At 63.0% G+C, this 14,135-nt stretch carries 11 protein-coding genes and 1 pseudogene; 6 read left to right on the top strand and 6 right to left on the bottom strand.

Translation table 11 applies throughout. The annotated features are described in order from the left end of the window. Nucleotides 1-36 precede the first annotated feature (36 nt). The 3 genes from dapA (at nucleotide 37) to WJ16_RS10810 (ending at nucleotide 2,980) form a co-directional block, all read left to right on the top strand. Nucleotides 37-942: a 4-hydroxy-tetrahydrodipicolinate synthase gene (dapA, locus tag WJ16_RS10820; protein WP_069257051.1), complete on the top strand. Its 906-nt coding sequence runs from the start codon at nucleotides 37-39 to the stop codon at nucleotides 940-942. 111 nt (nucleotides 943-1,053) lie between these two features. Next, nucleotides 1,054-2,199, top strand: coding sequence for an outer membrane protein assembly factor BamC (bamC, locus tag WJ16_RS10815; protein ID WP_069257050.1), 1,146 nt, complete (start codon nucleotides 1,054-1,056; stop codon nucleotides 2,197-2,199). A 4-nt stretch (nucleotides 2,200-2,203) separates the two neighbouring features. Then, complete coding sequence (locus WJ16_RS10810; protein ID WP_069257049.1) at nucleotides 2,204-2,980, top strand: MBL fold metallo-hydrolase; 777 nt, start codon at nucleotides 2,204-2,206, stop codon at nucleotides 2,978-2,980. Between the two features lie 306 nt (nucleotides 2,981-3,286). Here WJ16_RS10810 and WJ16_RS35825 read toward each other — a convergent pair. Together WJ16_RS35825 and WJ16_RS10805 are read right to left on the bottom strand one after the other, a co-directional pair. Beyond that, nucleotides 3,287-3,533, bottom strand: a pseudogene (locus WJ16_RS35825) (hypothetical protein). 56 nt (nucleotides 3,534-3,589) lie between these two features. Beyond that, nucleotides 3,590-4,810, bottom strand: coding sequence for a cupin domain-containing protein (locus tag WJ16_RS10805; protein ID WP_069257048.1), 1,221 nt, complete (start codon nucleotides 4,808-4,810; stop codon nucleotides 3,590-3,592). 32 nt (nucleotides 4,811-4,842) lie between these two features. Between WJ16_RS10805 and WJ16_RS10800 the strand changes: the two genes are divergently transcribed. Continuing rightward, nucleotides 4,843-5,391 carry an FKBP-type peptidyl-prolyl cis-trans isomerase gene (locus WJ16_RS10800; RefSeq protein ID WP_069257047.1) on the top strand — a complete coding sequence of 183 codons (549 nt, stop codon included), beginning with the start codon at nucleotides 4,843-4,845 and terminating at the stop codon, nucleotides 5,389-5,391. Here the strand turns inward: WJ16_RS10800 and WJ16_RS10795 are convergent. From WJ16_RS10795 to WJ16_RS10785, 3 genes are all read right to left on the bottom strand, one after another. Beyond that, nucleotides 5,371-6,651: a hypothetical protein gene (locus tag WJ16_RS10795; protein WP_174921669.1), complete on the bottom strand. Its 1,281-nt coding sequence runs from the start codon at nucleotides 6,649-6,651 to the stop codon at nucleotides 5,371-5,373. The two genes, WJ16_RS10800 and WJ16_RS10795, sit on opposite strands and share 21 nt — an antisense overlap. Next, nucleotides 6,632-9,289, bottom strand: coding sequence for a DNA mismatch repair protein MutS (gene mutS, locus WJ16_RS10790; RefSeq protein ID WP_069257046.1), 2,658 nt, complete (start codon nucleotides 9,287-9,289; stop codon nucleotides 6,632-6,634). The genes WJ16_RS10795 and mutS overlap by 20 nt, the downstream gene beginning before the upstream one ends. A 175-nt stretch (nucleotides 9,290-9,464) precedes the next feature. Then, the gene (locus WJ16_RS10785; RefSeq protein WP_047852812.1) at nucleotides 9,465-9,824 is read right to left on the bottom strand and encodes a hypothetical protein; all 360 of its coding nucleotides are present in this window, start codon (nucleotides 9,822-9,824) and stop codon (nucleotides 9,465-9,467) included. 326 nt (nucleotides 9,825-10,150) lie between these two features. Here WJ16_RS10785 and WJ16_RS34780 point away from each other — a divergent pair, with 326 nt between their 5' ends. Next, on the top strand, nucleotides 10,151-11,020 hold the full coding sequence (locus tag WJ16_RS34780; protein WP_157126752.1) for a hypothetical protein: 870 nt from the start codon (nucleotides 10,151-10,153) through the stop codon (nucleotides 11,018-11,020). A 365-nt stretch (nucleotides 11,021-11,385) separates the two neighbouring features. Here WJ16_RS34780 and WJ16_RS34775 read toward each other — a convergent pair whose 3' ends face one another. Further along, nucleotides 11,386-11,781 (bottom strand): hypothetical protein, encoded by a 396-nt coding sequence (locus tag WJ16_RS34775; protein WP_157126751.1) that lies wholly within the window; start codon nucleotides 11,779-11,781, stop codon nucleotides 11,386-11,388. A gap of 885 nt (nucleotides 11,782-12,666) precedes the next feature. Between WJ16_RS34775 and WJ16_RS10775 the strand changes: the two genes are divergently transcribed. Beyond that, on the top strand, nucleotides 12,667-13,632 hold the full coding sequence (locus WJ16_RS10775; RefSeq protein ID WP_084636024.1) for a CPBP family glutamic-type intramembrane protease: 966 nt from the start codon (nucleotides 12,667-12,669) through the stop codon (nucleotides 13,630-13,632). Nucleotides 13,633-14,135 lie beyond the last annotated feature (503 nt).

Here is a 14,135-nt window from a genome sequence, read left to right as displayed (position 1 = left end):
TCAACGTTTACCGGTACACAATCTCAATCGCGTTTCATGGCTAACGGCACCCAAGACGGCATTCAATTCCGCGGCAGCATCCCCGCGATCGTCACCCCGATGCTCGAAGACGGCAGTCTCGACCTGCCGGCGTTTCGCAAACTGATCGACTGGCATATCGCGGAAGGCACCGATGCGCTCGTCGTCGTCGGTACGAGCGGCGAATCGGCAACGCTCAACGTCGAAGAGCACATCCTGATGATCCGCACGGCGGTCGAGCATGCGGCGAAACGCATTCCGATCATCGCGGGCGCGGGCGGCAACTCGACCGCCGAGGCGATCGAGCTGACGAAGCACGCTAAGGCCGTCGGCGCGGACGCGACGCTGCAGGTCGTGCCGTACTACAACAAGCCGACCCAGGAAGGCATGTACCGTCACTTCAAGACGATCGCCGAAGCGGTCGACCTGCCGGTGATCCTGTACAACGTGCCGGGCCGCACGGTCGCGGACATGGCGAACGAAACGACGCTGCGTCTCGCGCAGGTGCCGGGCATCGTCGGCGTGAAGGAAGCGACCGGCAACATCGATCGCGCCGCCCAGCTGATCAAGGCCGCGCCGAAGCATTTCGCGATCTACAGCGGCGACGATCCGACCGCGATCGCGCTGATGCTGCTCGGCGGCCACGGCAACATCTCGGTGACGGCGAACGTCGCCCCGCGTGCGATGAGCGACCTGTGCCGCGCGGCGCTGGCCGGCGATGTGCAAACGGCCCGCGCGCTGCACATGAAGCTGCTGTCGCTGCACAAGAACCTGTTCATCGAAGCGAACCCGATTCCGGTGAAGTGGGCGCTGCAGGCGATGGGCAAGATGCAGGGCGGCATCCGGCTGCCGCTCACGGCGCTCGACGAGCGCTGCCATGATGCCGTGCGTTCGGCGCTCGTCGAGGCCGGCGTTCTCGCCTGATGCCGAGGCGGCCGCGTCCTGCGGCCGCCGGCTCGAACCCTGATCAACCCGCACCGGCCGGCTCCGTCCGGCGCCGCTCCTGACGAGCGTTCTAGCAAGACGAAGGATTTCATGAAACGTTTCGCCATTTCCTCTCGCGCCATCCAGATGTCGGTGGTGGCGCTGGCGCTGGGCGCGCTCGCCGGCTGCGATACGCTGAACGACTACCTGGCCCCTGACCGGGTCAACTACAAGAACACCGGCTCGGCGCCGCCGCTCGCGGTGCCGAGCGATCTGAAGCCCGTGCCGACGACGCAGCAGTTCGTCGCGCCGCCGAGCAACGCCGGGCTCGGCACGCTGCCGCCGCGGGTCACGACGCAGGCCGGCAACGCGACCGACGGCATCCCGAGCGCGCAGGATCCGCTCGGCATGCACATCGAGCGCGACGGCGACCGCCGCTGGCTCGTCGTCGACGGCCGGACGCCCGAGCAGCTGTGGCCGATCCTGAAGGAGTTCTGGCAGGAGAACGGCTTCTCGCTGAAGACCGATGCGCCGTCGACGGGCATCATGGCGACCGACTGGGCCGAAAACCGCGCGAACATTCCGGACGACTGGTTCCGCCGCACGATCGGCAAGGTCATCGATTTCGCGTACTCGTCGGGCACGCGCGACCGCTTCCGTACGCTCGTGAACCGCACGTCGGACGGCAACACCGACATCTCGATCACGCACAGCGCGATGGAGGAAATGATGGTCGGCCCGCAGGGCGGCACGTCGTCGCGCTGGGAAGAGCGTCCGCGCAATCCGGTGCTCGAAGCCGTGTTCCTGTCGAAGCTGATGCAGAAGTTCGGCCTGACCGACGCGCAGGCGAAGCAGCTGCTGACCGATGCGCGTCCCGCGACGGCGCCGGCGCAGGTCAGCGACACGAGCAGCGGCGGGGCGACGCTCCAGCTGGCCGAGTCGTTCGACCGCGCATGGCTGCGCGTGGGCCTCGCGCTCGACCGCACCAACTTCACGGTCGACAATCGCGACCGCGAGAAGGGCATGTACACCGTGCGCTATGCGAACACGATGGAAGAGCTCAAGCGTGACGGCCTGTTCGGCAAGCTGTTCTACGGCGGCCCGTCGGCTGCGAAGCCGGGCAAGGAATTCCTGGTCAACGTGCGCGCGCAGGGCAACGGCGGCACGCAGGTCGCGGTGGTCGGCGCGAACGGCCAGGTCGACAACTCGTCGGACGCGCAGCGCATCATTTCGCTGCTCCACGCGCAACTGAACTGAGCGCGTGCGATACGCCAGCCTCGGAAGCGGCAGCGAAGGCAACGCGCTGGTCGTCGAGGCCTCGAGCGGCACGACGACCACCCGCGTGCTGCTCGACTGCGGCTTTTCCGCCAAGGAGGTCGAGCGCCGGCTCGGCCGACTGAATCTCTGCATCGGCGATCTCGATGCGATCCTCGTCACTCACGAACACAGCGACCACGTCGGCAGTGCGCTGACGCTCGCCCGCCGCGCGTCGCTGCCGCTCTACATGAGCTGGGGTACCGCGCGCGCGGTCGGCGCGGACGAGGCCGACGTCGATCTCCACGTGCTGTGGGGCGACGAGACGGTCGCGATACGCGATCTGGCCGTCATGCCCTATACGGTGCCGCACGATGCGCGCGAACCGCTTCAGTTCGTCTTTATGGACGGCGCCAGCCGGCTCGGCGTGCTGACGGACGTCGGAATGGCCACGCCGCACATCACGGCCGTCCTGAGCGGCTGTGACGCGCTGGTGCTCGAATCCAACCACGATACCGCGATGCTGGCCGGGAGCCGCTATCCGCAGTCGCTGAAGGCGCGCATCGGCGGCAACCACGGCCACCTGAGCAACGACGCGGCGGCGGACATCCTCGCGTCGCTCGAACGCAGCCGGCTCCGGCACCTCGTCGCCGCGCACCTGAGCCAGCAGAACAACCTGCCGGAACTGGTCCGCCAGGCGCTTGGCGGCGTGCTGGGGACGAACGGGGAGGACGTGATCGTCGCCACGCAGGACGCGGGCTTCGACTGGCTAGCGCTCGGATGAGCGGGGCCAGGCCGCGGCGGCGGCCCCGTGTGCCTGCCGGGTGGCGGGCGCGGAAGCGACAGGCGTAAAAAAACCGGCCCTCGGGCCGGTTTTTTTTCAGCTGACGCTGAGGCTTACTGGCTTGCGCCCGAAGCCGGAGCAGCCGTCGCTGCCGAAGCAGCCGACGCCACTGCAGCAGCAGCGTCGCTCGCAGCAGCCGTTGCCGACGAAGCAGCAGCCGAAGCGTCGCTCGCAGCACCAGCAACTGCCGAAGCAGCCGACGAAGCAGCAGCAGCCGCGTCGCTTGCAGCCGACGAAGCAGCTTGATCAGCGCTCTTGTTGCAAGCAGCCAGTGCAACAGCAGCCAACAGGGAAGCTACGAGGAGGGATTTCTTCATGATCACGTCCTTTTATGGTTAAAGGTAAGCAACAGCGCGAAACAATACCGGTAATGTGCTCCAACACCGACCTGGGCCGCTGGTGGAGATGCACTTCTTAGAGCGTGAATCTTCCCTACGGCTTGGGCGGAAATTATATGCACTTTCCTATCGACCGTCGACAAATGCGGGGTCAATACGTTGTCTTTCCCATACAGAATTTGATCCGTACGGGCATACGGGGCGACTCACACTAATTCCGGTTTCCGACCCGTATCCAGCCCGCACAATACCACTCGTGCAACAAGGCTGTCATCGAGGGAACCCGGGATAGTGTTACAAACCGTTTCGCCTCCATCTGGCGTTGATTGGCCAGTTCGGGCAGCCATTCGCCGGCCTGCTCGAGCGGTCCTTCTTCGCCATTAATGAAGTACGATCGCGCGTTATACATCAATGCGGCCCTTCTGTCGAGACACACGCCACGGCGCGACGCTTGCGTGACGAACGCGGCCTCGGACAGCGGGCGCGCCGGCGGGTCGAAAACGACGTTCGACTTCGGCTCGCTCAGGTAGCAGCCGAGGAACTCGGCGACGTCCCGCTTGCGCCAGCGGATCGCGTCGACGATCTCGGCAACGCGCTCGACCATCGCCGGAGGCAGTTGCGCGGGGGTATCGACGGCCGGCTGCTTCGGGTCGCGGTAGAGGTCGTCGCCGCCCCCGTCGCGCAGGCCGCCGCGCTCCGCGAGATAGTACAGGAACTGGGCGCCCAGCTCGCCGGCGGACGGGGCCCGGAAGCCGATCGAGCAGGTCATGCATTCGCCTTCGGCAACGCCGTCGTGCGCAATGTGCGGCGGCAGGTACAGCATGTCGCCGGGCTCCAGCACCCATTCTTCGCTCGGCTCGAAGTGCTCGAGGATCTTCAGCGGCACGTCCGGCTGAAGCGACAGATCCTTCTGCGCGCCGATGCGCCAGCGGCGCCGGCCTTCGACCTGCAGCAGGAATACGTCATACGAATCGAAATGCGGGCCGACGCCGCCGCCGTCCGTCGCATACGAGATCATCAGGTCGTCCAGGCGCGCGTCCGGGATGAAGCGGAAGCGGTCGAGCAGCGCGCGCGCCGCGTCGACGTGCAGGTCGAGGCCCTGCACGAGCAGGGTCCAGGACTTGCGCGTGACGGCCGGCAGCGAGCCGGGTTCGAACGGGCCGTGGGCCAGTTGCCACTTGTTACGAAAATGGGTGATGAGTCGCGATTCGGCGTCATAGTCCGCCGCGAGCTCGAACAGTGCGTCGCGCGAGACCGGCGACGCGATGCCGGGAATGGCCTGGCGGATCAGCAACGGCTTCTTCTGCCAGTAGCCGCGCATGAATTGCGCCGGTGTAAGACCGCCGAGCAGCGGTGTGGGAAGATCGGAAGGCGGCGCGCCGAGCGGGGCGGCAGCGACGTCCCGCGGTTCGGCTTGAGACCGGTTGCGCATCGTATAATGAGATTTGTATTTGGGAGAATTGGATGAAAATCGCAAAAAACACCGTCGTGTCCGTCACTTACAAGCTGTCGGATGCACAGGGCAACCTGATCGAGGAAAGCGACGAGCCGATGGTCTATCTGCACGGCGGCTATGATGGCACGTTCCCCAAGATCGAGGAACAGCTCGACGGCCATGAGCCGGGCTACGAGGCGCAGGTCCAGCTCGAGCCGCAGGACGCGTTCGGCGACTACGACCCCGAACTCGTGAAGATCGAGCCGCGCGATCGTTTTCCCGAGCCGCTCGAAGTGGGCATGCAGTTCGAAGGCACGCCGGAAGACGGCGACGAGGAAGTCGACTCGCTGATCTACACGGTCACCGACGTCGCGGAAGACAAGGTCGTGCTCGACGGCAACCACCCGCTGGCAGGCATGGCGCTGCGTTTCGCGCTCACCGTGAAGGACGTTCGCGAAGCGACCGAAGACGAAATCGAGCATGAGCACGCGCATGGCGCGGAAGGGCTCGAAATCGTCGACGAAGACGAGGACGAGGACGAAAACGGCGACGCGCCGTCACGGCGCACCCTGCACTGAGCTCGCAGGCAGGCCGGGTGTCGGCCCCGACGCAGGGGCCGGCGCAGGCCATGACGCGCCGCCTGGGGCGGCGCCGTCGCCCTGCAATGGCGGCGCGACCGACGACGAGTCGGGCAGCGCCGGCAACGCGGGGATTTCCGGCATCTGCGGCAGCGGCACGTCGTCGCGCGGCACGAGCGGCAGTGCGGGCGGCACGGGCAGGTTCTTCGGTACGTCCTGCAGGCTCACGTTGAAGATCGTCTGCCGTGCCGGCGACACACTCACCTTGACCCACTGATTCGTCGGATGGCGCGGTCCGATCGCGACGCGCGTCACGTTACCGACCAGTTCACCGTCGTCTGTCCGCAGCGGGCGGTCGATCAGAAAACCGCTCGCCAGCGGTTCGCCGCTCGCGTGCATCACCAGGATCGGGCCGCGGAACGTCGCCGCCGCCTTCACCAGCGTTCGTTTCAACTCACGAAAGCCGTCGCGCACGCGCGGCCGGTTGAAACGCAGCCATGCGAAGCGCTCCGCGCGCTCATAGCGTTCGAACTGCGGATCGCCTTCGAACACCACCACCATCGCGCGTGCGTCGCGCCGCTTCGCATATTCGGCCGCATGGTCGATCCAGAAGCCGTTCGCGATGATGCGGTCCTCGAATTCGCCGTTGCGGCCGCCGGCCGTCAGGTAATGGTTGTTCGGCGCGGGCGCGTTGAGCGCGACGAAGACGATGTCGTCGCGCATCCAGCGGGCGTTTTCCCGATATGGCCGAAAGCGTGCGACTTCGCTTTCCCGCGTGATCTGCAGTGCGCCGGGCGAGGGCGATGCCGCATCGGCGAGCAGCGTCTGCCGCAGGAAGTCGAGCCGCTCGACCGGATCGTAGCCGCCGCCCGCCGCCGTGTTGCACGTGACCCAGTCGTCGTGACCGGGAACGAATACGAGCGGGACGCGAGTCGCATCCAGGATCGCGCCGCGCTGCGAATACAGCGCATCGCGGCAGGCTTCCTTCGACCCCTTCAGGTCGCCCGCATAGACGACGAACGCGAGGTTGCGCTCGCGCGCGATCGCGTCGAGCAGCCGCTGCGCGGCCGGTTCGTCGCCAGGGGCGTTGATCACACCCGACACGACCGCGAACGAGTAGGGCGCGCTGTTGCGCTTCGGCGGCGCGGCCACCGCGGCGGCTTGCGCGAACGCAAGCACGGCCGCGACGAGCGCGGCCGCGGTACGCACCGGCAGGCCGCGCGGGATGCGCAGGATGCGCTTACGCGTGCCCGTCGGCATCGTGCGACCGGACCAGCGTGCGCAACTCGTACAGCAGGTCGAGTGCCTCGCGCGGCTTGAGATCGTCGGGATCGATGTCGCGCAGTTTTTCGAGCGCCGGATGCGGTGTGTCGGGCAGCGCCGGCGCGTGCGCGCATTCGAGATCGTCGGCGGTGACCGGCGGCGCGCTGAACAGGTCGAGTTGCGGCGTGTGCTGCGACGCCGACTGCTGTTCGAGATACGCGAGGTGCTTGCGCGCGGCGCGGATCACCGGTGCCGGGACGCCCGCGAGTTGCGCGACCTGCAGCCCGTAGCTCTGGTTGGCCGGACCTTCGTTGACCGCATGCAGGAACACGATGCCGTGGCCGTGCTCGACGGCCGACAGGTGGACGTTGGCCGCCTGCGGGAATTCGGCCGGCAGTTGCGTCAGCTCGAAGTAGTGCGTCGCGAACAGCGTGTAGCACGCGTTGTGCGCCAGCAGGTGGCGCGCGATGGCCCACGCGAGCGCGAGGCCGTCGAACGTCGACGTGCCGCGGCCGATCTCGTCCATCAGCACGAGGCTTTGCGGCGTCGCGTCGTTGAGGATCGCCGCGGCTTCGGTCATCTCGACCATGAACGTCGAGCGGCCGCCCGCGAGATCGTCCGCCGCGCCGATGCGCGTGAAGATCCGGTCGATCGGGCCGAAGCACGCCGACTTCGCCGGCACGTAGCTGCCCACGTACGCCATCAGCGCGATCAACGCGGTCTGCCGCATGAACGTCGACTTGCCGCCCATGTTCGGGCCGGTGATCAGCAGCAGCTTGCGCTCGGGGCCGAAGCGGCAGTCGTTCGCGATGAACTGTTCGACCTGCGCTTCGACGACGGGGTGGCGGCCCTGTTCGATTTCGATTCCGATCTCCTCGGTGAAGGTCGGCGCGACCCAGTCGAGCGCGCGGGCGCGTTCGGCGAAGGCGGCGAGCAGATCGAGTTCGGCGAGCGCCGAGGCGACGCGCTGGCACTCGGGGATGAACGGCAGTAACGCCTGCAGCACCGCGTCGTACAGCGCGCGCTCGCGTGCCAGCGCGCGTTCCTGCGCGGACAGCGCCTTGTCCTCGAAGGTCTTCAGTTCGGGCGTGATGTAGCGCTCGGCGTTCTTCAGTGTCTGGCGCCGGCGGTAATCGTCGGGCACCTTGTCGGTCTGGCCGCGTGTGACCTCGATGTAGAAGCCGTGCACCTTGTTGTATTCGACGCGCAGGTTCGCGATGCCGGTGCGCGCGCGCTCGCGCGCTTCGAGATCGATCAGGAACTGTCCGCAGTTCTCCGAGATGTCGCGCAGCTCGTCGAGCTCGGCATCGTAGCCGCGTGCGATCACGCCGCCGTCGCGCACCATCGCGGCCGGTTCGGGCGCAATCGCGCTGGTGAGCAGGTCGAGGCATTCGGCGGGCGGCGCGAGTGCCGCGTCGACGCGGGCGAGCGCGTCCGCGTTCGCGACGATCGCGCTGATGCGCTCGCGCAGCGCCGGCAGCGCGGCGAACGTGTCGCGCAGGCTCGACAGGTCGCGCGGGCGTGCGGACAGCAGCGCGAGACGCCCGGTGATCCGTTCGACGTCGGCGATCTGGCGCAGCGCGCTGCGCAGCGCATCGAGGCTGGCGTTGCCCGGTGCGTCGAGCAGCGCGCCGATCGCCTGCTGACGCGACTGTGCGGCCACCGACGCACGCGGCGGATGATGCAGCCAGTGACGCAGCAGCCGGCTGCCCATCGTCGTGCAGCAGGTGTCGAGCAGCGAATACAGGGTCGGCGATTCGGTGCCGCGCAACGTTTCCGTCAGTTCGAGATTGCGGCGCGTGGCCGGATCGAGCCCGATGTACTCGGTTTCGTTCTCGACCTTCAGGCTGCGCACGTGCCGCAGTTGCTGGCCCTGCGTGGCGGCCGCGTAGAGCAGCAGCGCGCCGGCCGCGCCGCACGCGCTCGTCAGCGAATGCGCGCCGAAGCCGTCGAGGCCCGCGACGTCGAGCTGGTCGCACAGGCGCTGCGTGCCCGATGCGATGTCGAAGTGCCATGCCGGGACGCGCTTGCTTGCGCCCGCGCCGGCGGGCACGGTATCGGTTGCGCCGTCCGGTGTCAGGATTTCGGCCGGCCGGATGCGCTCGAGCGCGGCAGGGAGTTGCTCGGGGGCGATTTCGGCGAGGCGTAGCGCGCCGCTCGCAAGGTTCAGCCATGCCAGGCCGACGTTTACCGCGACGCCGCGCTTGTTGTGGCCCGTGCACATCGCGAGCAGGTAGACGTCGTTCTTGTCGGACAGCAGCGCGGCATCGGTCAGCGTGCCGGGCGTGACGACGCGCACGACCTTGCGCTCGACGGGGCCCTTCGACGTGGCCGGATCGCCGATCTGCTCGCAGATCGCGACCGATTCGCCCATCTTCACGAGTTTGGCGAGATATTGCTCGACCGCGTGGTGCGGCACGCCGGCCATCTTGATCGGCGTGCCGGCGGAGGCGCCGCGTTGGGTGAGGGTGAGGTCGAGCAGGCGTGCGGCCTTCTCCGCATCTTCGAAGAACAGCTCGTAGAAGTCGCCCATCCGGTAGAAGACGAGTGTGTCGGGATGGTCGGCCTTGATGCGCAGGTACTGCTGCATCATTGGAGTGACGGGTGCAGGTGCTGCGGTGGGGTGCATGCTCATGTGACCGGGAAAAGTTGCTTTGCCCGAGTTTACCAGTGGCTCGCGCGGGATCACTCTAAGTTCGCCATCCGGCTAGTTGTCGGCGATGGAAAGCGGCAGCTACTGGCCAAGAGTGGTTGTGGGAACCTGCCGGGCGACGTCCCCAAGACGTCTACGTCCCGATCTGATTATCTTGCTAGTGCCAGAATTTCCAGAACGGCTTGCGTGGCTGGACGGCAGGGGCAGGTTGCGTCGGATACTTGTAGTTGGCGTTGAATGTCCATTCACCGTCGACCCGCAGGAACTCGACCTCCGACTCGATCCAAGGCTCGCCATTTTTCATGAAAGCTCCCCAGTAATCCTCACACAGTTGGGCAAGCTCCTTTGAGATGACTGCTTTATCCTCGGAACCCGCATTTTTGAGCTTGTAGTCGATGCGGTGACCATCGCATTGAATCGTCAGTTGCCCCTTGTCCCAAGACTCAGGTGAGCAGCGAATGGCTTCACGAATTAAGGCGGTGAGGGCTTCTGTGTAACCGTCGAATTTATCAGTCATTTTCCGAGATCCTAAAGTGCGTCCACTTATGATGAGTCGTTATTGGGTGGTAGTGCCGCACGGCCAGAGGTGGGCTCGACTGTCCGAGTTTACCAGCGGGCCGCACGGGACCACTCGAAGTTCGCCGTTCGGCCAGTTGCTGGAGATCACGACCGGCGGCTGCCGGCCACTTGCAGCCATTCGTCCATATGCTTTGGAGGACAATCCACTGACCGCTCTACCTACGGCAGCGGACCGTTGTTTCCCGAGCTCGTCGTGCGGCCGGCCAACCTTGAACGCGAAAACATCGCGCGAAGGCATAATCGTGACTGTTCCGGTACCAAACGGTGAATGCGATGATCGAGGGGCGCCTAGTACTAAAACTGGACGATGAATTTCGTCATCTTGCGTCGTACGCGCTTGAAGACGATGGGTCGTTATACCTTTTTTTGGTTCGAGAAGGCACTAACGACCATAGGTTACTGCATGAGGTTGGGCAAGAGGGACTGACCAAGGTCGACTTCGAAGGGCGGCGACCAAAGACGAAGAAAATCTCGTACCACGCGTCAGGCCTCATTAGGTACCACAACGCTGATCACCAGAAAGTGTTCCGTGAGCCGTTGTGCGCGGTATCAACCGTCAACTCGATTGTCGCTTACGTTATCCCCTCTGTGCAAAAACTGGATAGATTAGAAGGTACCCGCGATAGCGATTTCGTTTTCGAGCTTGAAACGGACAGCCGCATGCAGTTTTCATTCTGCGTGACGCCGTGGCAGCACGTGCCGTCGTGCAATCACGCTGCGATTCGTTTCCACAACTTATTTGCACTTGTCGTCGAAATTGGTGGACCCGTAATCGAGTTGCCGAAAGAGCTAGCGCAGCACGTAACTACTTGCGCGATCAAAGAGGGATTTCCCGTGCCGTTACTTGACGAGCCGACGGCTTTTGCGCGCTTCCACCAACAGGTGAATCAAACGCAGAGTTTGATCTTGTACTCGCCCAACGCGAAGGGCGAGTATCGGCTAGTTTGCGCAGTACCTATGCGAATTCCTCCTTCGCTCGAAATTCGCTTTGTCGACAAGTCCTTCACTGCCGAGACGCTTCCACCGCATCCAAAGCGTGGCACGGTAGAAGTCAGATTTCGGGTAAAAGGCAAAGGTGGCTACATTCGACAAGAGGTGCCCATTGAATATTTAGCCTTGGACGCAAGATTGTAGACGCCGAACTGATCTCGTCAACCTCCTTTCCGCCCCCTTCCAAATGGCCGCCGCACTTTGGGAGCGGCCATCCAAATCGTAGTGGTTTCAATGGCCGGTCGGGGTCGGTAACGGCCCGCCTCCAAAAGGGTAGGCGTAGGTGTCGGCGTAGCTTTGTGCGCCGACCCTTGTCAGATAAGCCGCAGGTACTGCTACATCATTGGAGTGACGGGTGCAGGTGCTGCGGTGGGTTGCATGCTCATGTGACCGGGAAAAGTTGCTTTGGCTGCCCGAGTTTACCAGCGGCCTGCATGAGATCGGTCGAAGTTCGCCATCCGGCCAGTTCTTGGCGATGGCGAATGACAGCTACCGGCGAAAACGGCTGTTCAGTCGCTACTTGATTGCGACTCGCTGGCGTCATAGCCTGCAAATGGACCCACAAAGATGAATCCTTTCGAGAGTTCGTCGCAGACTTCGCTCTGACTGGGAAAATACGAAGTGAACTCCGGCCACGCTTCGTTAACGAACTCATCCCACATGTCTGGGTCGAGTTCGTGAATCTTGCCGTCTGGAATGCCCACGAACTCGAAACCACGCCGTGAGATTTCCGACACGGCACCCCTTGCACCTGCTTCGGGATTTTCTCCCGCGACAAAGACCGGCACATACGCCCCGACCATGTTGCTTGGCATTTCTTGATTTATGCCTCGCCTGATGTGCAGCGTAAGCCGAAACAAGCGTGGCTTTTGCTCGTGCTTCTTGCTCCCAAACATTCTTGGCATCGGTTGCATCCTCTGGAGCGCTATTTACACGAAATACAGGAGCTGCTGCTTTTGGTCGACAACAGCCGATCCGGAAAAGCTCGAGCGTAGGTCTTAGCGTAGCTTTGTGTGTTGAGCCTTGTCAGATAAGGCGCAGGTACTGCTGCATCATTGGAGTGACGGGGGCAGGTGTTGCGGCAGGTTGCTTGCTCATGTGATCGGGAAAAGTTGCTTTGCCCGAGTTTACCAGTGGCCCGCGCGGGATCGCTCGAAGTTCACCATCCCGGCCAGTTGTCGGCGATAGCGAGAGGAAGCTAGTATCTTGCGCACGACAGTCCTTGGAGCGCGTCACTATATGGTCAAAGAACGGATCTCCTTTGTTGCCTCCGCACTGTTCACCGTTCTCCTGCTCGGAGGGGTGTTTTTTATCACTTGCGATAAATTGCCCTTCAACTTTCGGATTCTACTCGGTTCGGGCTATGGCTTAGCGCTGGCCATATACGCTATTGCGCTTGCTTTCGCCTTAGTGGACACGACGCTCCGATACTTTTACTTGTTTGCCGACCGAGGCACCGCGCTTCAACCGCGAATGTCGCGCAGACGTGCATGGATACTTCTCGGTGCGGTTCTCATAGGGTTCTGGGCGCTCCATTGGTCCGCGTATCTGTGCCGTTGAGGGCCTGATTGAGCTTTACCGGGATTATCGCAGCCTTACCGACGACCTGTTTCGGGAACTACCGTTAGCCAAGCTCGCGATTGAAAATTCCGGACGCGACTGGCCCGCCAATGAGAAGCGGATTTTTCACGAGTTGGGATTGCCGACTGAGTGAAGCGAAAAAGTTGACTGCGGAGTGAGGGCGAACGCCTGTCCAATACGAAAACTGCTGTTTACGAAGAGCGCTATGTATGAAAAAGATCAATGATTCTGCACGGGCTTTTATCGATCTAGCCAAGCTAGGACGAACCAGTTTTTGGGCAATCGCGTTGACGCTGTTGCTTATAGTCTTTATCAACACCGTTAGCACGCTCGGTATTCTGGCGTTTTCGCCTGCGAACGTTCATTCAGCGTTTTATAAAAATTTCAGCGTCATCAACGAGCTTGAATCTTCGTTCACTGGTGCCGCTGGAATCGGTGGTATAGCTGGATTCTGGTTTGCGTGTCGATTTATTCTACACCGTCCGTATGTGTCTATCGTTTCTGCTCAGCTGAAATTCAACATTCCACGTCTCCTGCTCGGCATGGCGCTTTTCCTGCCTGCGTTCGCGGTATCGGTCGTCGCGGGTTCGGTTTATTTCTGGGCGCGTTATGGCACGTGGCAGCCGCCGCTTGGGGGATTTAATTTGAACCCGCACGTTTTCGGGTTCGGTCCGATTTTTAGCCTCTTTGCCGGACCTGTCGCAATAGGTGTGCTCGCATTTGGTGAGGAACAGTTTTTTCGTGGATGGATGACGCAGACCCTTGGGCAATATATCCGCGTTCCGACTGTTGTCGTGATAGTCGTGGCCGTTTCGTTTGCGATCTATCACACGCAATACGACTTGCCCATCAAGGCGGTAATGTTCTTTAATTCTATCGGTTTTTCAGTGTTGAGCCTGCGCGATCAACGTCTGGAATTGGCTGTCGGTGCTCACACAATGCTAAACACGTGCGTTGCAGTGCTGATACCAACGTTTTTCGTGCCCGCGCATCCGCATGTGAATCTCCCGAATGCGTTTTACATGAGTCACGCAGTACTGATACTGGACATAATTATTTTCGCGCTGATTAAAGGCGCGCTGCCCTTCGCGTTGATGTACTGGTTCCTGCAAAAGACAAACGGATGGCTCGAGCCGAACCGCGCAACCAAAGTTGCGGACGTTCAACCCGCGTGAATATCAAAGGCGCGCACCGTGAGCGACATCTCAACCGTTCCGAGCACTGAGCAGGTCGACGAAGCGCCGCAACAGCCGCAACGGCAGAGTAGGCGCGCGTTGCTGTTCGGGCCTGCCGCGCTCGAATAGCCTTCGGGTTGGCTCAAGATAGGAATCGTTCATGAACCGCGAATGACCGTTCGGGAGAATTGCAAGGGGCCGAAACAGGTCGTTAGCGAACGATCCTCAAAAGGGCGAGCGTAGGTCTTGGCGTAGGTTTGTGCGCGGAGCCTTGTCAGATAAGCCGCAGGTACTGCTGCATCATGGGCGTGTGGCCGGCGAAGGCTTCGGGCGACAGCGTGGTCATAAGTCAGGCGTGAGTTTATTGCTTGGGTTGCCCGAGTTTACCAGCGGCGTCATGTGCGGGCGCGAAGTTCGCCGTTTGGCCAGGTGCGGGCGCCGGGAATCGGCGGCGCTCAGGGGCCCATCCCGGCTCGTGGGCCAGGCGGGCCGGGTGCAACCGG

Source organism: Burkholderia metallica, assembly GCF_001718555.1.
GTDB classification, from domain to species: domain Bacteria; phylum Pseudomonadota; class Gammaproteobacteria; order Burkholderiales; family Burkholderiaceae; genus Burkholderia; species Burkholderia metallica.
Note: the sequence above shows the minus strand (reverse complement) of the source record. Positions and strands in the feature narration are given on the sequence as shown.

What these genes read in the sequence shown, in the direction of transcription:
- bamC (WP_069257050.1), top strand. Translation starts at nt 1,054, where the DNA reads ATGAAACGTTTCGCCATTTCCTCTCGCGCCATCCAGATGTCGGTGGTG.
- WJ16_RS10785 (WP_047852812.1), bottom strand. Translation starts at nt 9,824, where the DNA reads ATGACTGATAAATTCGACGGTTACACAGAAGCCCTCACCGCCTTAATT.
- WJ16_RS10795 (WP_174921669.1), bottom strand. Translation starts at nt 6,651, where the DNA reads ATGCCGACGGGCACGCGTAAGCGCATCCTGCGCATCCCGCGCGGCCTG.
- WJ16_RS34775 (WP_157126751.1), bottom strand. Translation starts at nt 11,781, where the DNA reads ATGCCAAGAATGTTTGGGAGCAAGAAGCACGAGCAAAAGCCACGCTTG.
- WJ16_RS10800 (WP_069257047.1), top strand. Translation starts at nt 4,843, where the DNA reads ATGAAAATCGCAAAAAACACCGTCGTGTCCGTCACTTACAAGCTGTCG.
- mutS (WP_069257046.1), bottom strand. Translation starts at nt 9,289, where the DNA reads ATGAGCATGCACCCCACCGCAGCACCTGCACCCGTCACTCCAATGATG.
- dapA (WP_069257051.1), top strand. Translation starts at nt 37, where the DNA reads ATGGCTAACGGCACCCAAGACGGCATTCAATTCCGCGGCAGCATCCCC.
- WJ16_RS10775 (WP_084636024.1), top strand. Translation starts at nt 12,667, where the DNA reads ATGAAAAAGATCAATGATTCTGCACGGGCTTTTATCGATCTAGCCAAG.
- WJ16_RS10805 (WP_069257048.1), bottom strand. Translation starts at nt 4,810, where the DNA reads ATGCGCAACCGGTCTCAAGCCGAACCGCGGGACGTCGCTGCCGCCCCG.